Source organism: Thermus tenuipuniceus (assembly GCF_002964845.1).
In the GTDB taxonomy this organism is placed as follows: domain Bacteria; phylum Deinococcota; class Deinococci; order Deinococcales; family Thermaceae; genus Thermus; species Thermus tenuipuniceus.
In genome coordinates this window covers 1-18,752 of the sequence record NZ_PRDA01000015.1, presented here as the reverse complement: position 1 = coordinate 18,752, position 18,752 = coordinate 1, and the positions used below count along the sequence as shown (strand labels likewise).

Below are 18,752 nucleotides of genomic sequence, written 5' to 3'. Positions count from 1 at the left end.
CATCTTAACCCGCATTTCTAAGGCCCGCCGCCACCCCCAGGATGGAGAGGAGAAGGGCCTTCTTCAAGGCCTCCTCCTCCCGGCCCCCAGGAGCACGGTAGCGGTGGAGAAGCTCCACCTGCACGAAGTTGATGGGGTCCACGTAGGGGTTGCGCAAGGCGATCTGCCTTTCCAAGGTCCTTTGGTTGTGAAGAAGGGGGGCCTGGAAGATGCTTTCCAGAAGCGCCACCGTCCTTTGGTACTCCTGGGCAAGGCTGTGGAAGAGGGGGTGTAGCTTTTCCGGCACCAAGCGCAGGTAAAGCTCCGCCACCCCCAGGTCCGCCTTGGCCAAGGCCATGGCGGCATTCTCCAGGGTGGTGGCGAAGAAGGGCCACTCCCGGTACATCCGCCTGAGAAGATCCAGGGGTAAGGCCTCCAGGGCCGTAAGCCCGTACCAGCCGGGCAGGAGCAGGCGCACCTGGGTCCAGGCCATCACCCAGGGAATGGCCCTGAGGTCGCGGATCTCCCGCACCCGGCCGTGGCGGTACACAGGGCGGCTGGCGATGGGGAGTTCCCCGATCTCTCGGATGGGGGTAAAGGCCTCGAAAAAGGGGAAGAAATCCTCCTGGGCCAAAAGGGCCCGGTAGCGGCGCATGCTCTCCTCCCCTGCCTGTCCCAAAGCCTCCCGCCACTCAGGTCTGGGCTCCACCCCCTCGCCCAAGGCCGCCTGGGCGAAGTGAAAGAGAAGTTGCTCCAGGTGGCGCACGGCCAGCTCAGGGTGGCTGTACCGGTCCGCCAGGGCCTCCCCCTGCTCCGTGAGGCGGATGCGGTGCCCCACGCTCCTGGGGGGCAGGCTGGCGATGGCCCGGCCCGCAGGCCCCCCGCCCCGGGCGGTGGAGGTACCCCGGCCGTGGAAGAAGAAAACCGGCAGGCCGAAGCTTTGCCCCACCTTGGCCAAGGCCTCCTGGGCCTCGTAAAGGGCCAGGTTGGCAGCCAGGAAGCCAGCATCCTTATTGGAGTCGGAGTAGCCGATCATGATCTCCACCCCGCCCCGGCCCCGGGCGTGGGCCAGGAAGACGGGGTTTTGCAGAAGGCGGGTGAGCACCTCTGGGGCCCGGTCTAGGTCCTCGAGGGTCTCAAAGAGGGGCACCACATCCAGGGGCAAAGGGGCTCCCGGCCGGTAAAGCCCCACCTCACGGGCGAGAAGGAACACGGAAAGGAGATCCCCGGGGTGGTGGGTCATGGACACCACGTGGGCCCCCTTGTCCCGCCAGGCCCGAAAGGCCCCCAACGCCACCCGCAGGGCCTCCTCCTGGGGCTCATGGCCCACGGGCAGAAGGGGACGGGCGCTTCTCAGCTCCTCGGTGAGGAGGGCCTCCTGGGCCTCAGGGGGCAAGGAAAGGAAATCGGGGTGGACCCCCCCAACCCTGAGGAGTTCCGCCGCTGCCTCCAGGAGTTTCCCGGACTCCTCCCTCAGGTCCAGGGGGGCAAGCTCCAGGCCGAAGGCGAGAAGGCGGGCCTCGAGGGGGCGGAAAAAGGAAAGGGCCACCTGCCCTAGGCCCACCGCGGCCAGCCCCTCCTCCGCCATCCGGAGGACCCTCAAAAGCTCCTCAGTGCTCACCTCTTCCCTCGCCAGCCGGGTGTACAGCTGGGCAAAAAAGCGGCGGTAGGGTTCGCCGGGAAAGCGTTCCACTCCCTCTCCTCCCTCCCGGATCCCCCGGGGAGCCGGCACCTTGGTTTCGGAGAGGGAGAGGTCCCGCACCAGGTTCTCCAACTCCTGTAAAAACCGCTCCCGGGCCACCTGGCGGGCGTACCGACCGGCGAAGGCGGTCACCTCTGGGGTGACGAAGGGGTTGCCATCCCGGTCCCCTCCGATCCAGCTCCGAAAGCGCACCGGGCTCTTCAGGCGGGGGCGTTTGCCGTAGACCTTCTCCAGGGCGGCCTCGAGGCCCTCCACCACCCGGGGTACCGCCTGCCAGAGGGTGGTGGGCAGGTAGTAAAGCCCGCCCTTGATCTCGTCCTCCACCGTGGGTCTGGCCTTGCGCACCTCCTCGGTGGCGTAGAGCAGGGCCACCCTGGCCGCCAAACGGGCCTGGTCCTGGGCCTCCAGCTCCTCTTGTAGCCTTTCCAGATGGTGCCTTAGGGTCCGCCTGCGGGTCTCTGTAGGATGGGCAGTAAAGGTGAGCCATAGCTCCAGGCGGTTCAGGTGGGCCTCTACCTCTTCCAGGGAAAGCCCCCTTTCCTTCAACGCCCTGGCCAGGGCCAAGAAGCCCTCGGGCCTCGGGTTCTCCGGGGTTTCCGCCTGGGCCCTAAGGCGGTTCACCCGCACCCGGTGCCTCTCCTCCGCCAGGTTTACCAGGTGGAAGTAATGGGTAAAAGCCCGCACCAGGGCCTCGGCCTCCTCTAGGGAAAGCCCCTCCACCCGCTTCAAAAGGGTGGCCCTCGCTCCTTCGTCCCCCTGTCGTCGGGCCTTGGATAGGAGACGCACCTCCTCCACTAAGGCGAAAAAACGCTCCCCTGAAACCACCCGGATGGCCTCGCCCAGAAGGCGGCCCAGAAGGTCCACCTCTGCCCGCAAAAGGTCAAAGGTATCCTCCCTCGCAGGCTTCACGGCTCCTCCCACACGTAAGGGCCTATGGAAACCCCTTTGCCGCCCTCCAAAACCAGCTCGGTGGCGTGGAAACGGGCCCTTCCCTGGGCAGCCCGAAAAGGCTGGGGCCTGCCCGTAAGGAAGCGGGCTAGGAAGGTCTCCACCTCCCCGCCGATGATGGATGCATACGTGCCGGTCATGCCCACGTCGGTCTGGTACAGGGTGCCCTTCGGCAGGCGCATGGCATCCAGGGTGGGCACGTGGGTGTGGGTGCCCAGCACGGCTGTGACCCGCCCATCCAGGTAATGGGCCAGGGCCATCTTCTCGCTGGTGGCCTCGGCATGCACCTCCACCAGGATGTAATCCGCCTTCTCCTGGGCTAAAAGGGCATCCAGGGTGCGGAAGGGATCGTCCAGGGGATCCATGAAGATCCGGCCCATCACCTGCACGAAGAGAAGGCTCTCCCCACCTGCGCTAAGCCGCCACCACCCCCGCCCTGGGGTGTCAGGAGGGTAGTTTAGGGCCCGCACCACGGGCTCCCGTTCCAAGAGCTCGTAGACCTCCTTGTGATCCCAAGCGTGGTTTCCCAGGGAAACCAGGTCCACCCCCGCCTCGCGTAGGAGGCGGTAGGAACGCCGGTCCAGACCCTTGCCCCGGGCGGCGTTCTCCCCGTTGGCTATGACCAGGTCGTACTGGTCCCGGATGTCCGGCAGGTGGAGGCTCACCGCCCTCAGGCCGGGCTCGGCCATCACGTCGCCGATGAAGAGGACCCGCATGGGGGCATTATACGCACCCTAGGGGCCCTCTCAGGTTCAACCCACCTTGATGTACGCGTATCCTTTGGCCTGAAGTTCCCCTAAAGCCCCCACCCCGGAAGGCACCCACTTAAGGAATTCATCTGGCCGAAGTTTGTCCTTGGGGATATTGTTCCGGCTAAAGGTGATCTCGCAGAGGTAATACTCCACTCCAAGCTGGGCCAGCTGCTTCACCCGGCTGAAAAGAGCCTCCCGGTCGTACTGGGCCGAGGCCCAAGGGGTACCCTCAAGATCCTTGAGGAAAAACTGGACCCCCGCCCCATGGGCCACCGCCACGATCTTGACCTTGAAGGGGTCGTTGTCGTAGACGGAGAGGTGGTTACTGATGTTGGTCAGCATCTGCCCAAAGCGGTTGGGGTCCCCGAAGTCCAGGTGGTAAACCACGGCCATGGGGGTTTCCTTCTTAAAGTCCTCGTAGGCCACCCGCTCGTTGGCCCGCGCCCCCAGCAGGGAACCCGCCCCAAGAAACGTCCCCAGCCTCAGCAGAAACCTGCGGTCCATGCTCCCTCCTATTGGGGGAATACCTTACACCCCCCATATCTTTAACGTCAAGGGTATCTTGTACGTTAAGGGCAAACCCAGCCCCTTAGGCAGGGGCTGGGCCTAGGTTCTCCTCGAGGGGCTACCCTATGCGGTTCGCTTCTGCAAGAGGTACACCACCCCGTAGCCGATGGCCGCCAGGATCAGCAAGGGGATGGCGAACCGCAAAAGCTCCCAGATAAGGCCGGAAAGGGCCAGAAGCACCCGGCCCAAGAAGGTGAAGACCCATCCCCCCACCCAGAGGGCCAAAAGCACCCCCACCACCACCAAGAGGCCCAAAACCACCCATTCCAGGATGTCGCGCAGGTTCCGTTCCATGCTTTAAGCATACACTGGAAAGGTGGAGCGGTATCGCCTGGAGGAAGGCATTGTGGTGGGCCGGAAGGCCCTGCTTCAAGGGGACCTCCTTTTACGGTTCCTCACCCCCAAGGGCAGCCTGGAAGCCGTGGCCCGCAAGGGGGTGCGCCCCTCGGGGCGCTCGGGCAGGCTCTCCCTGTTCCACCACGTGCGCTTCCAGCTCTACACCAAGGGGGAGGGCCTTCCCACCCTCACCCAGGCGGAGCTTCTCGGGAGGCTACACGGCCTGGAGGAACCCAGGCGCTTCCTCCTGGCCTCCTTTCTGGCGGAGCTCTCCTATCGCCTGGCCTCCCCGGAGGCCGCCCCCAGGATCTACCCCGTCTTCATCTCGGGCCTAAGGGGCATCGCCAAACACCCTAAGCCCCTTCTACCCCTGGTATGGGCAGGCTGGCGGGTGGTGAAGGCGGGAGGCCTGGGTCCCAACCTTTTGGGGCCGGGGTTATACCTGAAGGCGGGCCGCCTGGAGGAGGAGGGCATCTACCTGGGGGAAAGGGGCGTGAAAGCCCTCAGGGCCATCCTCCATCTCCCGGGTAGCGAGGCCCTTCCCTATCTGGAAGACGCTCCCCTGGGGGGGCTATTCCTCGCCCTGAAACACCATGCGGAAGAGGCCCTTGGCCCCCTTAAGGCCACACCTGCGCTCACCGCAGAACTATAGGGGCTTGATCTCCAGGATGGTGTAGACCTGGGCTCCCTTCTTGCCCCTTATCTCCACCACGTCCCCCACCTTCTTGCCCAAAAGCGCTTGGCCTAGGGGGGACTCGTCCGAGATCTTGCCGCTGAAGATATCCGCCTCGTGGCTACCCACGATGGCCAACGAAAGCCTTTCCCCGGATTCGGTTTCCAGCTCCACCTGGCAGCCCAAGGCCACCTGGTCGTAGGAGCCATTCCCCTCCACCACCACTGCCCGGGCCAAAAGGTCTTCCAGCTGAGCAATGCGGGCCTCATTCTGCCACATGGCCCGGCGCGCCTCGTCGTAACCAGCGTTCTCCCTTAAATCCCCTTCCTCCAGGGCCTGTTCAAAGTCGGCGGAGATCTCCTGCCGCTTGGTGGTCTTCAGGTGATGCAGCTCCTCCTGAAGGCGCCTAAAGCCTTCTGGGGTGAGGTAAACCGGCTTCTTCATTCCTTCCCTCCGTGTAAAAAGGGCACCAGCCCATGGCCATGGGCTGGAGGTACCGCTATTCAGTATAGCAGGCGGGAAGGAAGCGCTCCACCAGGGGAAGGAGTTCCTTGGGGGCCGGCCCCACGGGCAAAAGCCCCACCCCGCTTCCCGCCAGGAGCAACACCCCCTTCGCTCCCTCCCGCTCCCCTCCCCGGCGGCGCAGGGCCTGGTGGGGGGGAAGAGGAGGGGGCGCGGCCAGGGGAAGCTCCCAGGGGTAAAGCCGCGCCCCCTGCACCCGAAGGCCCAGTTCCCGGGCGGCTTCGGCCACCTTCCTCCGGGTGATGCCCTCGAGGCCCCCCTCCAGGAGTAAGAGCACCCCATCCCGGTAAAGGAGGGGGCTGGTGCGGCTTCCATCCACCACGTAGCCCTCGCCATCCTGCAAAAGCCCCTCAAAGGCCCCGTGCCCCTCCGCCTCCTTCAAGGCCAGGCGGTACGGGAGGTAGTTGCCCGTCTTGAAGCGGTACAGGTCCGGATGCACCCGGTAAGGGGTGAGGAAAACCCGAACCCCCTCCTCGTAAGCGGCCAGGGGAGGTGGGGAGTAGGGACGGGCTTCGGAAAGCCACACCCCCTCCCCCACGGTGAGGCGGAGGCGGAAACAAGGAACATGGGCGAACTCCTTGGCCAGGGCCTCGAGGTCCTTCAAAAACACTCCATCCCCTGGGTAGGGAAGGCCCAAGGCCAAAGCATGCCGGCGTAGGCGAAAAAGATGCTCCTCCAGCCAAAGGGGCTTCCCCCCCTCCACCCGCAGGGTGGTGAAAACACTTAGGCCATGGTACAAAAACCCCTCTGGAAGAGGCTCGCGGAAGGGCTCCCCCTTTAGGAGCACCTGCCTCATGCTTCCTCCAAAAACCGCCCCAGAAGCTTCATCCCCCACGGGGAAAGGATACTCTCCGGATGGAACTGCACGCCATAGGCCCGCTTCCCATCCCAGATGGCCATGGGCACCCTATCTTCCGTCCAGGCCAGGAGGCGCACCTCTCTGGGAAGGTTTCTTATGGCCAAGGAGTGGTAGCGGGCGAAAGGCAAAGGGTTGGGAAACCCGGCGAAAAGCGCCTCGCCGCTGTGATAAACCGGGTGCGCCTCGCCGTGAACCGGCCTTTCCCGGTAGAGTTCCGCCCCCAGGACCACCCCCAAAGCCTGGTGCCCCAGGCAAACCCCGAGGAAGGGAACACCCTCCTCCAGGGCCCTTCGGGTCCACTCCAAGACCCTTCCCGCCGTAAAGGGGTCCTTGGGCCCTGGCCCCACCACCAGGTGGGTGAAGCCCCGGAAGCGGGGGGCCTCCTCCTGGTCCACCACCTCCACCTCCGCCCCTAGGGTGCGCAGGTAGTCCACCAGGTTGTAGCTGAAGGAATCCCGGTTCTCCAGGAAGAGCACCCTGGCCTGCACGCGCCTAGGAGGCGGCGGCGGGGCCCAGGCAGCGGTGGCCTTAGGAGGCTCGGACCTCCTCCCCGGGCGGCCCCGCTCCAGGGCCAGGAGGAGGCTTTCCGCCTTGTGCAGGGTTTCCCGGTATTCCGCCTCTGGGTCCGAGGCGATGACGATCCCCGCCCCCGCGGAAAAGAGAACCTCCTCCCCCACCCTCTGGAAGGAGCGGATGAGGATGTTGAAGTCCGTTCCTCGGCCCGAGACATACCCCAGACTCCCGGTGTAAGCCCCCCGGGGGACGGGCTCCAGCTCCCGTATGGCCTCCATCACCGTTCCCTTGGGGGCTCCAGTGATGGTGCCCCCCGGGAATAGGCTGGCGAAGACCTGACCCAGGGAGGCCCGGGTGTAGCCTTCCACCTGGGAGACCAGGTGCATCACGTGGGCGTAGCGCTCCACGGCGAAAAGCTCCTGCACCCTCACCGTGCCCGGCAGGGCCACGCGGGCCAGGTCGTTCCTGAGGAGGTCCACCAACATGGCGTGCTCCGCCCGTTCCTTGGCCGAGGCCAAAAGCTCCGCCTCCAGGGCCAGGTCCTCCTCCGGGGTCTGGCCTCTTGGCCGGGTACCCGCGATGGGCCGGGCCAGAACCCTGGCCCCCGCCTTCTGAAAAAGCCGCTCCGGGCTCCCCGAGACCACCGCCCACCCCTCCCTCTCCAGAAGCCCCATGAAGGGGGAAGGGTTCAGGGCCCGGAGCCGGGCGTAGAGGAGGAGGGGGTCTACGGGGCCCAGGAGGCGGAAGCGGTGGGAGAGGTTCACCTGGTAGACCACTCCGGCCCGAATCCTCTCCTGGACTGCAAGAACCCCTTGCAAGAAGGCCTCCTTGGGGAAGTCGGACACCAGGGGGTGGGAGGGCAGAGGAGGGGGGGTGTAGGGAAGGGGCCTCAAGGGGAAGGAAGGGGTTTCCACCAGCCGCCCCTCGAGGAGGGCGAATCCCTCGGGGTAGTAGAAAAAAGCGGCTTCGGGAAGGGCAGGAAGGGGCTCGTGGGTGGAAAGGCCCAGGTGCCGGGCAAACTCGTAGGCAAAAAACCCTATCCAGGCAGGAAAATACCCCCTCCCCAAGCGCCTTTCCAGGTAGGTAAAGATATCCAGGGCCTCCCCCACCCCCTTCCCGTCCAGGTAGAGCCGGCCCTCCCACACCTCGAGGCGGTGGGCGGGACGCACCCCCAGGAGGGAAAGCCGGGAAAAGGGGGTTCTCGGCCCCAGGGACTCCAGGAGCGCCGGACGCATCCCCAGGGACCTGGCCGCGTGGTAAAGGCCCAGCACGGCCCCGAGTATACCGGCAACCCCGGCCGCCTCCTCAGGTGGGGTGCAGGAACTTGCTGCGAAAAGCCCCTTCCTTTAGACTTCTCTTAGACAAGGGGGTGCCATGTTCAAGGCCTCGCGGATCCCCGATTTCGCCTTGCGGGGACCTGCCGCCGGCTGGTCGGTGCGCTCCACCCCCTTGCTGCACGCCTCCTGGCAGGGTGACCGCTTTGTGGCCACGGGCTGGCACGGCCTTCTCCTGGAGAGCCCGGACGGCCTCTCCTGGCGCGGGGTGCCCACCCCTACCCTCGAGGCCCTCACCGCTTCGGCCCTGGGGGATGGGCGGCGGGTGGTGGTGGGGAGCAAAGCCACCATTCTGGAGGGGCCCGCTGGGGGCCCCCTGAAAGCGGCAACCCTGAGGAAGGACTATGCGTCCAGGGACCTTTGGGGCGTGGCTTATGGGAGGGGACGCTACGTGGCCGTGGGCATGGAAGGGCTGGTCTTAACCTCGGAGGACGGCAGGATCTGGGAGCCCGTACCCTTGGGGATGGACAGGAACCTCTGGGGCGTGACCTTCGCCCAGGACCGCTTCGTGGCCGTGGGGGACCACGTCATCCTGGTGTCCCAAGACGGGAAGCGCTTTGAGGCCTTCCCCGCCCCGGGCATCCTCAATGCCGTGGCCTTCGCCCGGGACCTTTGGGTGGCCGCGGGCTGGGGCGGCCTCATCCTCACCTCGCAAGACGGGCAAAGCTGGCACCGCCAACCTTCAGGAACATGGAAAGGCCTCTTCAGCGTCGCACGGAGCGAGCAACTTTGGGTGGTGGTGGGGGAGGGGGGCACGGCCCTGGCTTCCCCTGACGGCACCCGCTGGCACAAGGGGATTCTGGAAGGCGCCCCCTTTCTTACCAGCGTGGCCTGGAACGGAAGCCGCTTCGTGGCCGCGGGCTGGGGCCTGGCCCTCTACACCTCCGAGGACGGCTTCGCTTGGGAGCCCGTCCACCCCGGCGCTGGACAGCAGCTTTGGGGCGTGGGCTTCGGACCCCAGGGCTTCGTGGCCGTGGGACACGAGGGGCCCATGGGGATCCTGCTCTTCTCCCCCGAGGGCACCACATGGACCCTCGAGGCCCGGGTGCCCGCCTGGCTCCTCGGGGTGGGCTGGGGTGGGGAGCGGTACGTGGCGGTAGGGGAACAGGGCCTCCTTCTCTATTCGTCCAACAGCAGGGACTGGCGGCGGGCAGAAACCCCGGTGCGGAAGCGGCTATTCGGGGTAGCCTACGGCGAAGACCGCTTCGTGGCGGTGGGGGAGGCCGTGCTCCTTTCCCGGGACGGGAAGGCCTGGCAGGCCTTTCCCCCACCCAGCGAGGAGACCCTCCTGGGAGTGGCTTACGGGCAAGGCACCTTCTTGGCGGCAGGGGAGAGGGGAAGCCTCTACGCCTCGAGGGATGGCCTCCGCTGGGAACGGGTGCTCTCCCTGGGACGCCCATGGCTCAAGGGTCTGGCCTTCGGCCAGGGGCGCTTCATAGCCAGCGGCCACGGAAGGGTATTGGTGGCCCAAAAGGGCTGGGACTGGGAGGAGGCCAACATCCAACACCTGCCCAAACACCTCCCCAGCGTGGCCCACGGGGATGGGCGCTTCGCCCTGGTAGGGCACCCTAGGCCCGGGGAGGGGATTGTGGCCGTCTCCGAGGACGGCCTTATCTGGGACGAGGCCTACCCCTTAGGCAACGAGCCCGAGGGCATCGCCTACGGCCAGGGGAGGTTCGTGACCGTGGGCAACTGCGGGACCATCCTCACCTGGCCCTAGTCCACGCTGAAGTACCGGGCCTCCGGGTGGTGAACCACAAGGGCGCTGGTGGCGTGCTCTGGCTCCAGCTGGAAACCCTCCGTGAGGCGCACCCCGATGCGGGCAAAGCCCATGAGCCGGTCCAGCTTGGCCTGGTCCGCCAGGTCCGGGCAGGCGGGGTAGCCGAAGGAGTAGCGGGCCCCCTGGTAGCCCTGCTGGAAAAGCTTGCGGATGTCCGTGGCATCCCTTTCCGCAATGCCCCACATCTGCCGCATCCGCTTGTGCCAGTACTCCGCCAGGGCCTCGGTCATCTCCACGCTGAACCCGTGCACGAAAAGATACTCCTGGTAGGCCCCGGCCTCAAAAAGCGCCTTGGCCTTTCTGGAAGGCTCCTCCCCCATGGTGACCAGCTGCACCCCCAGGACATCCCTGGCCCCCGCTTCATAGGCGGGAAGCCACCCCTCCTCGTCCGCCAAAAGAGGGGCAAAGCGGGGGCGGAAGTAGTCCACCAGGCTCAGGCCTCCGCCCTTTTGCCGAGGGAAGGCGAAGCGCTCCAAAACCTCCCCGGTTTCGGAGGAAAACACCCAAAGCTCCTCCCCTTCCCGGGCCACGGGGAAAAAGCCATACAGAACCCTGGGCCTGAGCCAGCCCTCCTCCATGGCTTCCTTGAGAAGCCTCCGGAACACGGGTTCAGCCTCCCGCTCCACCAGGGCCTGCCATTCCTCCCGGGAAAGCCCCTTGCGGCTGTAGCCCCACTGGCCCCGGTACAGGGCCAGCTTGTTCACGTAGTGGGCAATGGTGGCCAGGTCCAGGTTTTCCTCCACCCGCACCCCGAAGAAGGGCGGTCGGGGCACCCGAGGAGCCTCCTTTACTGGCCTGGAGCGGACGGCCACCTGGGGGGCTTTGGACGTGCGCTTGGCCGCGGGGGCGGGGGCTGAAAGCTCCCCTTGAGCGGTGAGGCGCTCCATAAGCCTTAAGCCCTCAAAAGCGTCTTCCGCGTAGTACACGTTGGGGTAGATGGCCCGGAGGTCCTCCTCCACGTAGGCGCGGGTGAGGGCCGCCCCGCCCAAGATGACGGGCAGGTCGTAGCCCCTATCCCGCATGTACTCCAGGTTCTCCTTCATGACCACGGTGCTCTTAACCAGAAGGCCGGACATGCCCACCGCATGGGGCTTGTGCTCCTCCACCGCCTTCAGGATCTCCTCAATGGGCACCTTGATGCCCAGGTTGATCACCTGGTAGCCGTTGTTGCTGAGGATGATATCCACCAGGTTCTTGCCGATGTCGTGCACATCCCCCTTCACCGTGGCCAGGACCATCTTGCCCCGGCCCTCGCCCCGCCGTTCCATATGGGGCTCGAGGTGGACCACCGCTCGCTTCATCACCTCGGCAGCCTGGAGGACAAAGGGAAGCTGCATCTTTCCTGCCCCGAAAAGCTCCCCCACCTCCTTCATGCCCGAAAGAAGAGGGCCGTTGATGAGGTCCAGGGGTTTATGGCCTTCCCGCAAGGCCTCGTCCAGATCCGCCTCGAGGCCCCCTTTCCTTCCCTCCACCACCCGGCGCTTGAGCCTCTCCAGAACGGGCAGGGCCTGGAAGGCATCCTCCTTGAGAGCCGGGTCCTCCCGGTGGGTTTCAAAATAGGCCATGAAGGCCAAAAGCGGGTCGTACCCTTCCCTCCTCTTGTCATAGATGAGGTCCAGGGCCAAGGCGTAGGCCTCCTCGGGGATCTGGCTGATGGGGAGGATCTTCCCTGCATCCACGATGGCAGCGGTCAGGCCCTTCTTCCGGGCCTCGTCCAGGAAAATGGAGTTCAGGACCCGCCGGGCCCGGGGCTTCAGACCAAAGGAAACGTTGGACACCCCCAGGATGAAGCCCACCCCCGGAAGCCTTTCCCTTAGCTCCTCCATGGCCAGGAGGGTTTCCTTGGCCAAGGGGCGGCTTTCTTCGTCCCCTTGGGTGATGGGGAAGGTGAGGAGGTCAAAGAGGAGGTCCTCCGGGCGGAAGCCGTGGTGCTCGGTGAGGCGCTCGTACATGCGCAGGGCCACCCTGACCTTCTCCTCCCGGGTCTTGGCCATGCCCCGTTCATCTATGGCGAGGACCACCAAGGCCGCCCCGTGGGCCTTGGCCAGGGAGGCCACCCGGTCAAACTTCTCCAAGCCATCTTCCAGGTTGGCGGAGTTCAGGAGGAGCCTGCCCGGGAGGTGCTTAAGGGCCAGCTCCATGGCCTCAGGAGAGGTGGAGTCCACCATGAAGGGCACGGTCACCGCCGTGGCCTGGTGGGGCAGGAGCCAGGCGAGGTCCCTTAGCTCATCCCTTCCCGTCCAGGCCACGGAGAGGTCCAGGGCATGGGCCCCCTCCTCCACCTGCTCCCGGGCCAGGGAGAGGATCCCCTCCAGGTCCCGGGCGAAGAGCATCTCCCGAAACCGCTTGCTCCCGGTGGCGTTCAGGCGCTCCCCCACCAGGAAAACGCTTGCCTCCTGGCGTAGAGGAACCGCCTGGTAGAGGGAGGCCACCTGAGGGGGAAAGGTTTCCTTTCGTTTGGGGGCAGGTTTCCCCTTCACCACCTCCGCCACCTTGCGGATGTGCTCCGGCCCCGTGCCGCAACACCCTCCCACGGCGTTCACCCCGTACTCGGTCACGAACTTGAGGTGCCACTGGGCCAACTCCTCCGGGGTGAGGTCATAAACCACCCTTCCCCCTTCGTTCCGGGGCAGGCCCGCATTGGGCAAGCAGCTCACGAAGCGGGTGGCGTTCTCGGCAAAGTAGCGGATCTTGGCGTCCATGAGGTCGGGGCCCGTGGCGCAGTTCATGCCTACCACGTCAATGGGCAGGCTCTCCAGGGCTGCCAGGGCTGCCTGCTCGTCCGTGCCCACCAGCATGGTACCCGTGGCCTCCATGGTCACCTGGACCTGCAAGGGCACCTCCTTGCCCACCTCGGCCATGGCCTCCCGGGCTGCCAGGACCGCACAGCGCACCTGCAGGATGTCCTGGGCGGTTTCCAGAAGGATCAGGTCCACCCCGCCCCGAAGAAGCCCCCGCACCGCCTCCTTATAGGCAGCAAAAAGCTCGTCCCAGGTGATCTGGCCCAGGGAGATAAGCTTGGTCCCCGGGCCCAGGGCCCCCGCCACGAAGGCCCCGTAGGGCTCGGCCACCTCCTTGGCGATCCGGGCTCCCAGGTAGGCCAGGTCCTCCGCTTCCTCCTCGAGGCCATACTCCGCCAGCACGTGGCGCAAAGCGCCAAAGGTGTTGGTTTCGATCACCTCCGCCCCGGCCTCGAGGTACGCCCGGTGGATCTCCTGGATCACCTCGGGGCGGGTACGGTTCAGCACCTCGGGGCAGCCGTAATAGGCCTCTCCCCCATAGTCCTCCGGGGTGAGGTGGCGCTTTTGCAGCTCGGTGCCCATGGCCCCGTCAAAGACCAGGGGTCTCTGCAGGAGGGCCTTAAGGTAAGGGAACTTCTCTGCCCGGGCCTCCTTGTTGTAACCCAGCCGCACCAAGGGGGCATCCCCAAACCCCGCCCCTCCAAGGTGGTGGCGGCAACCAGGGCTACAGGTGTGAACCTTCACCATATCCCGCTAGTGTAGCGAAAAAAGGGGGGCTATGCTAGTCCCATGGACCCCTTCGGCATCCTCTACACGGACCTTTACCAGCTCACCATGGGCCAGGTTTACTTTAGGCTTGGCCTTCACGAAAGGGAAGCCCTCTTTGAGGCCTTCTACCGCAAGAACCCCGACTACGGGGCCCACCAGGCGGGTTACACCGTCTTCGCCGGGCTGGATCCCCTCCTGACCTGGATGGAGGAAGCCCGCTTCGGCGAGGAGGAGCTCGCCGCCCTGAGCGCCTTGAAAAGCCGGAGCGGGAAACCCCTTTTCGCCGAGGACTACCTGCGCTACCTAAAGGGGATAGGGGGCTTCCAGGGCCTGACCCTTAGGGCCCTTCCCGAGGGCCGGGTAGCCCACCCCCAGGTACCCCTCATCAGCGTGGAGGGCCCCCTCCTCCAGGCCCAGCTCCTGGAAACCGCCCTCTTAAACCGCATCAACTACGAAACCCTCATCGCCACCAAGGCGAGCCGGGTGCGGGAAGCCGCGGGGGAAGCCCTGGTGCTGGAATTCGGACTCCGCCGCGCCCCCGCCAAAGGAGGGGAGGCCGCCACCCGGGCGAGCCTCATCGGGGGGGCCAACCGCAGTAGCGTCGTGAGCCTTTCCCACCTCCTAGGGCTTCCCTCCTCCGGCACCCATGCCCACAGCATGGTCCAGGCCTTTTTGGCTTTGGGCCACTCCGAGGAGGAGGCCTTCCAGGCCTTCGCCGACGTCTTCCCCGACGACACCATCCTCCTTTTGGATACCGTGGACACCTTGGACTCGGGTCTTCCCCACGCCATCCGGGTCTTTGAGCGGTTGCGGCGCAAGGGGCACAAACCGGTGGGGGTGCGCATAGACTCCGGGGACCTCGCTTATCTGGCCATACAGGTGGCCAAGGAGTTGGACAAGGCGGGCTTCCCAGAAACCCTCATCGTCCTTTCCGGGGACCTGGACGAGCTGGTCATCTGGCAGATCAAAAGCCAGATCCAGGAGGAGGCCCCCCGCTACGGGGTGGACCCGGACCGCCTCCTCAAGCGCCTGGTCTACGGGGTGGGGACCCGGATGGTGGTTTCCTGGGGCTACCCGGCCCTGGGAGGGGTCTACAAGCTGGTGGCCATCCGGGAAAACGGCACCTGGGCCCCGGCCATAAAGATCTCCGATTCCCTGGAGAAGGTGCTGAACCCCGGGCACAAGAAGGTCTACCGGGTATACGACCACCGGGGCCTGGCCACCGCTGACCTTTTGACGGCCCACGATGAGGAGGTGCGGGAGAACCAGGCCCTTTGCCTGCGCCACCCCACGGACCCCACCAAGCGCCGCACCCTCCGCCCGGGGGAGTTCACCCTCGAGCCCCTATTGGAGGAAGTCTACCGGGGCAAGCGTCTCTTTCCGCCGCTACCCCTGGAGTTGCTACAGGAAAGGCGGCAAAGGGACGTGGAACGCCTGGACCCCGGGGTGCGCCGCCTGGTAAACCCCCACGTCTACCATGTCTCCCTCAGCGAAAGGCTCTTCGCCCTGAAGGAGGAGCTGGTGGCCCGCCTGGGCCAGGGGTAGCTCCCTAGGAGGCCTGGCGGAGCTTGGCCTCCTCGAGGGCCTTCAGGGGCTGGTCCAGGTGGGGAAGGTCGATCACCAGCTCGCGGACCCCGCTTCCCGGGGCCTCAAACATGAGGTCCACCATGGTCTTCTCCAGGATGGCCCTGAGGCCCCGGGCCCCCGTGCCCCGCTTAAGGGCTCGGCGGGCGATCTCCTTCAGGGCCGCCTGGGTAAAGCGAAGCTCGATCCCCTCCAGGCGCATGAGTTCCTGGTACTGCTTCACCAAGGCGTTCTTCGGCTCGGTGAGAATGCGCACCAGGTCGTCTTCCGTAAGGGGATGAAGCTGGACGATGAGGGGGGCCCGGCCCACAAACTCGGGGATCATGCCGAACTTCACCAAGTCCTCGGGGATGACCTCTAAGGGCTCCTCGAGGGTTTCCCTAGCCTTGGGCCGGGTAAAGCCGATGGCGGTACGCTCGGTACGGGCCTTCACGATGTTCTCCAGCCCCTCAAAGGCCCCGCCCAGGATGAAGAGGATGTTCTTGGTGTTCACGGGAATGAACTCCTGGTGCGGGTGCTTACGCCCTCCCTGAGGAGGCACGTTGGCGATGGTACCCTCAATGATCTTCAATAGAGCCTGCTGCACCCCTTCCCCGGAAACGTCCCGGGTCAAGGAGGGGTTTTCCGATTTCCGGGCGATCTTGTCGATCTCGTCGATGTAGACGATGCCCATCTCCGCCCGCTCCACATCAAAGTCGGCGTTCTGCAGAAGGCGGAGGATGACGTTTTCCACGTCCTCCCCCACGTACCCCGCCTCGGTCAAGGTGGTGGCGTCGGCGATGGCAAAGGGCACATCCAGGAAACGGGCCAGGGTCTCCGCCAGGAGGGTCTTACCCGTACCCGTGGGGCCGATGAGGAGGATATTGGACTTACCGATCTCCGCCTCCGGATGGAGGAGGCGCTTGTAGTGGTTGTAGACGGCCACGCTCAAGGCCCTCTTGGCCGCCTCCTGCCCCACCACGTACTGGTCCAGGTGGGCCTTGATCTCCTGGGGCTTGGGAAGGCGTGTTGGCCCCTTGGGCCCCCGCTTCTCCTGACGCAAGAGCTCCTGGGCCCGCTCCACGCAGTCCTCGCAGATGTAGACCTCGGCGATGGGGCTTTCCAGAAGGCGGCCCGTTTCCGGGGGGCGCAGGCCGCAAAAGCTGCAGTAGGGTCTAGGCTTCCTCACGGGTCACCACCTGGTCGATCAGGCCGTACTCCAGGGCCTCCTGGGCGGAGAGGTAGTAGTCCCGGTCGGTGTCCTTCTCCACCTTCTCCAGGGGCTGGCCGGTGTGCTTGGCCAGGATCTCGTTCAAAAGCTTCTTGGCCTTGAGGATCTCCTGGGCCTGGATGGCGATGTCGCTGGCCGTGCCCCGGACCCCGCCCCAGGGCTGGTGGATCATCACCTTGGAGTGGGGCAGGGCGTAGCGCCGGCCCTTCTCCCCGGCGGCCAGGATCACCGCGGCCATGCTGGCCGCCATGCCGATGACGATGGTGGAAACCGGGGCACGCACGAACTGCATGGTGTCGTAGATGGCAAGCCCGGCATCCACCTCGCCCCCGGGGGAGTTGATGTAGAGGCGGATCTCCTGATTGGGATTCTGGGCATCCAGGAAAAGTAGCTGGGCCACGATGATGTTGGCCACCTGGGAATCTATGGGGGTGCCCAGGAAGATGATGCGATCCTTGAGAAGCCGGGAGTAGATGTCGTAGACCCGCTCGCCGCGGGCGGTCTGCTCTATGACGTAGGGTATGACCATACCAGTCCCCATTGTAGCGGCAAGCCCAGGGGGAAAAGCCCCCTGGGCCACCATGACGCTCCTACAGGAGCTTGGCCAAGGCCTCCTTCACGGCCTTGTCCTGGATGTAGGCCGCCCGCAAGCGGGCAAGGCCCCTCTCCCCAAACTCCCGCCTGAGCTCCTGTAAGGAGATACCGTAGGAGCGGGCCACCGCCTGGAGGTAGGCCTGCCACTCCTCCTCGCCCACCTCGGGCTTGAGCTCCTCCGCCAGGCGCTCCTTGGCCAAGGAGCGCTTCACCCGCTTCAAGGCCTCCTGCCTCAGCTCCTCCCGGAACTTCTCGAACTCCCCCTTCTCCTCCAGGGCCTTGAGGTAGGCCTCGAGGGGAATCCCCTGCCGGGCGAGGTCCTCTGCCAGGTGCTCCAGGAGGTGGCGCTCCTCCGCCTCCAGCATGGAAGGGGGTATTTCCGCCTCCAACCCCTCGGCGAGCTTCTCCAGGAAGGCCCGCTCCCGCGCCTCCTGGTACCGGGCCTCCGCCTGGCGCTTTAGGCTTTCCCGCACCTTCTCCCTCAGCTCCTCCAGGCTCTCCGCCTCGAGGGTCTTGGCGAACTCCTCATCCAGCTCGGGAAGCTCGAGGGTCTTCACCTCCAGGATCTCGGTGCGCACCTCCCGCACCTTCTCCCCCTTCTCGTTCAAGACGGGGACCATGACCACCTCCCCCGCCTGCTTGCCCAAAAGGGCCTCCCTCACATGGGGAAGGGCCTTGGAGAGGTCAATGGGGAACTCCGCCCCCTCCTCGGTGCGCACGAAAACGTGGTCCTTCTCCTGGGCCTCACGGTCCACAGGCACCAGCTCGGCGTAGCGATGGCGGAGCTCCTCCAAGGCCTTGTCCACCATCTCTTCCGTGACCTCCTCCCGGGCCACCTGGAGGTCGAAGCTCCGCCAGTCGGGAAGCCGCACCTCGGGGTAGTTCTCCACCTCGGCCACGTAGCGAAAACCCTCCCCCTCCCTCAGCTCCTCCTCCACCACCCTCGCCGCCACGGGCAGGAGGCCCAGCTCCTGCACCGCAAGGGGATAGGTTTCCTCCACCAGGCGCTCCTTGAGGTCGGATAGGAGCTCTTCCCGCCCGATGCGGGCCTCCACCACCTTCAAAGGAGCCTTCCCCGGGCGGAACCCCGGGATCTTCACCCGCTTGGCCACGTCCCTAAGGAGGGCCTGGTACCTTTCCTCCACCTTCTCCCTAGGTACCTCCACCCGGACCTTTACCAGATAGCCGGAACGTTCCAGGATTTCCGCCACGCCTCACCTCGCGCTTCAAAAAGGGGCCCCGCCCTGGTGGTGCGAGGAGCGGGACTTGAACCCGCACGGGTTACCCCACCGGATCCTAAGTCCGGCGCGTCTACCGGTTCCGCCATCCTCGCAAAAGGAGGGCGAGGCCCCCCTTTAAAATACCACCCCTTGCGGGGTGGCGGGGTTGGGGTGAGCGATGGGACTTGAACCCACGACCCCCGGATCCACAGTCCGGTGCTCTGACCAGCTGAGCTACGCTCACCACGCTCAGCATCCGCCATTCTAAGGGCCTAACTACCCTCCGTCAAGGCCTGAAGCCCACCCTCCAGGCTCATGGCCTCGTACCCTTCCGCCTCCAGGTACAGGGCCGCCACCTGGCTAATCAGCCCCTTTTCGCACACCAAGAGCAGGGGAACCTTGGGCAGGTGGTGCTCCCCCGCCTGGATCTTCTCCAAAGGCACCCACTCTGCGGGAAAGGGCAAGGGGGTATGGCGCTTGTCCTTCGGGCGGACATCCACCACCTTCACCCCCTGGTTCAGGAGGGTCGGGAGTTCCTCGGGTTTTACCCTGCGCATACCCCTGATTGTACCAGGCAAAAGCGACGCCTTGGCGCAAAGTTATGCAGCTCAAAACTTGCACTTATCCACCCCCCGCATACCCATGCGCCAGGGGACCACTTGAAAAGGGC

At 65.5% G+C, this 18,752-nt stretch carries 15 protein-coding genes and 2 tRNA genes; 3 read left to right on the top strand and 14 right to left on the bottom strand.

Annotation, left to right across the window (positions count from 1 at the left end):
• Positions 1-4 precede the first annotated feature (4 nt).
• The 4 genes from C2847_RS07650 to C2847_RS07635 form a co-directional block, all read right to left on the bottom strand.
• Positions 5-2,590 (bottom strand): phosphoenolpyruvate carboxylase, encoded by a 2,586-nt coding sequence (locus C2847_RS07650; protein ID WP_105317891.1) that lies wholly within the window; start codon positions 2,588-2,590, stop codon positions 5-7.
• Entirely contained in the window at positions 2,587-3,345 is a 759-nt protein-coding gene (locus C2847_RS07645; protein ID WP_105317843.1) for a TIGR00282 family metallophosphoesterase, read from the bottom strand. The genes C2847_RS07650 and C2847_RS07645 overlap by 4 nt, the downstream gene beginning before the upstream one ends.
• Positions 3,346-3,381: 36 nt before the next feature.
• A complete protein-coding gene (locus C2847_RS07640) occupies positions 3,382-3,885 on the bottom strand; it encodes a DsrE family protein (protein WP_105317842.1) in 504 nt (167 codons plus the stop codon).
• A 126-nt stretch (positions 3,886-4,011) separates the two neighbouring features.
• On the bottom strand, positions 4,012-4,242 hold the full coding sequence (locus C2847_RS07635; protein ID WP_105317841.1) for a hypothetical protein: 231 nt from the start codon (positions 4,240-4,242) through the stop codon (positions 4,012-4,014).
• A gap of 22 nt (positions 4,243-4,264) precedes the next feature.
• On the opposite strand from C2847_RS07635, the gene recO reads away from it, so the two are divergent.
• Complete coding sequence (recO, locus tag C2847_RS07630) at positions 4,265-4,936, top strand: DNA repair protein RecO (protein WP_105317840.1); 672 nt, start codon at positions 4,265-4,267, stop codon at positions 4,934-4,936.
• On the opposite strand, the gene greA is transcribed toward recO, so the two are convergent.
• From greA to C2847_RS07615, 3 genes are read right to left on the bottom strand one after another with little or no spacing between them, the layout of a single operon-like run.
• Positions 4,931-5,401: a transcription elongation factor GreA gene (gene greA, locus C2847_RS07625; RefSeq protein WP_015717289.1), complete on the bottom strand. Its 471-nt coding sequence runs from the start codon at positions 5,399-5,401 to the stop codon at positions 4,931-4,933. The genes recO and greA overlap by 6 nt on opposite strands.
• Before the next feature lie 55 nt (positions 5,402-5,456).
• Positions 5,457-6,275, bottom strand: a complete 819-nt coding sequence (locus C2847_RS07620) for an aminotransferase class IV (protein WP_105317839.1) — start codon at positions 6,273-6,275, stop codon at positions 5,457-5,459.
• Positions 6,272-8,086: a chorismate-binding protein gene (locus C2847_RS07615; RefSeq protein ID WP_208619946.1), complete on the bottom strand. Its 1,815-nt coding sequence runs from the start codon at positions 8,084-8,086 to the stop codon at positions 6,272-6,274. Before C2847_RS07615 ends, C2847_RS07620 begins: the two co-directional genes overlap by 4 nt.
• Positions 8,087-8,225: 139 nt before the next feature.
• Here C2847_RS07615 and C2847_RS07610 point away from each other — a divergent pair, with 139 nt between their 5' ends.
• On the top strand, positions 8,226-9,905 hold the full coding sequence (locus C2847_RS07610) for a sialidase family protein (protein ID WP_105317837.1): 1,680 nt from the start codon (positions 8,226-8,228) through the stop codon (positions 9,903-9,905).
• Here C2847_RS07610 and metH read toward each other — a convergent pair.
• Positions 9,902-13,453 (bottom strand): methionine synthase, encoded by a 3,552-nt coding sequence (gene metH / locus C2847_RS07605; protein WP_105317836.1) that lies wholly within the window; start codon positions 13,451-13,453, stop codon positions 9,902-9,904. The genes C2847_RS07610 and metH overlap by 4 nt on opposite strands.
• Positions 13,454-13,495: 42 nt before the next feature.
• Here metH and C2847_RS07600 point away from each other — a divergent pair, with 42 nt between their 5' ends.
• Positions 13,496-15,019 carry a nicotinate phosphoribosyltransferase gene (locus C2847_RS07600; RefSeq protein WP_105317835.1) on the top strand — a complete coding sequence of 508 codons (1,524 nt, stop codon included), beginning with the start codon at positions 13,496-13,498 and terminating at the stop codon, positions 15,017-15,019.
• Between the two features lie 4 nt (positions 15,020-15,023).
• Here the strand turns inward: C2847_RS07600 and clpX are convergent, their stop codons facing one another.
• From clpX to C2847_RS07570, 6 genes are all read right to left on the bottom strand, one after another.
• Positions 15,024-16,226, bottom strand: a complete 1,203-nt coding sequence (clpX, locus tag C2847_RS07595; RefSeq protein ID WP_105317834.1) for an ATP-dependent Clp protease ATP-binding subunit ClpX — start codon at positions 16,224-16,226, stop codon at positions 15,024-15,026.
• Positions 16,213-16,797: an ATP-dependent Clp endopeptidase proteolytic subunit ClpP gene (clpP, locus tag C2847_RS07590; protein ID WP_038031487.1), complete on the bottom strand. Its 585-nt coding sequence runs from the start codon at positions 16,795-16,797 to the stop codon at positions 16,213-16,215. The genes clpX and clpP overlap by 14 nt, the downstream gene beginning before the upstream one ends.
• A 61-nt stretch (positions 16,798-16,858) precedes the next feature.
• Positions 16,859-18,073 carry a trigger factor gene (gene tig, locus C2847_RS07585; protein WP_105317833.1) on the bottom strand — a complete coding sequence of 405 codons (1,215 nt, stop codon included), beginning with the start codon at positions 18,071-18,073 and terminating at the stop codon, positions 16,859-16,861.
• Positions 18,074-18,110: 37 nt separating this feature from the next.
• A tRNA-Leu gene (locus tag C2847_RS07580) sits at positions 18,111-18,195 on the bottom strand.
• A 54-nt stretch (positions 18,196-18,249) separates the two neighbouring features.
• Positions 18,250-18,326: transfer RNA gene (locus tag C2847_RS07575), tRNA-His, on the bottom strand.
• 28 nt (positions 18,327-18,354) lie between these two features.
• Positions 18,355-18,639 carry a rhodanese-like domain-containing protein gene (locus tag C2847_RS07570; protein WP_105317832.1) on the bottom strand — a complete coding sequence of 95 codons (285 nt, stop codon included), beginning with the start codon at positions 18,637-18,639 and terminating at the stop codon, positions 18,355-18,357.
• Positions 18,640-18,752 lie beyond the last annotated feature (113 nt).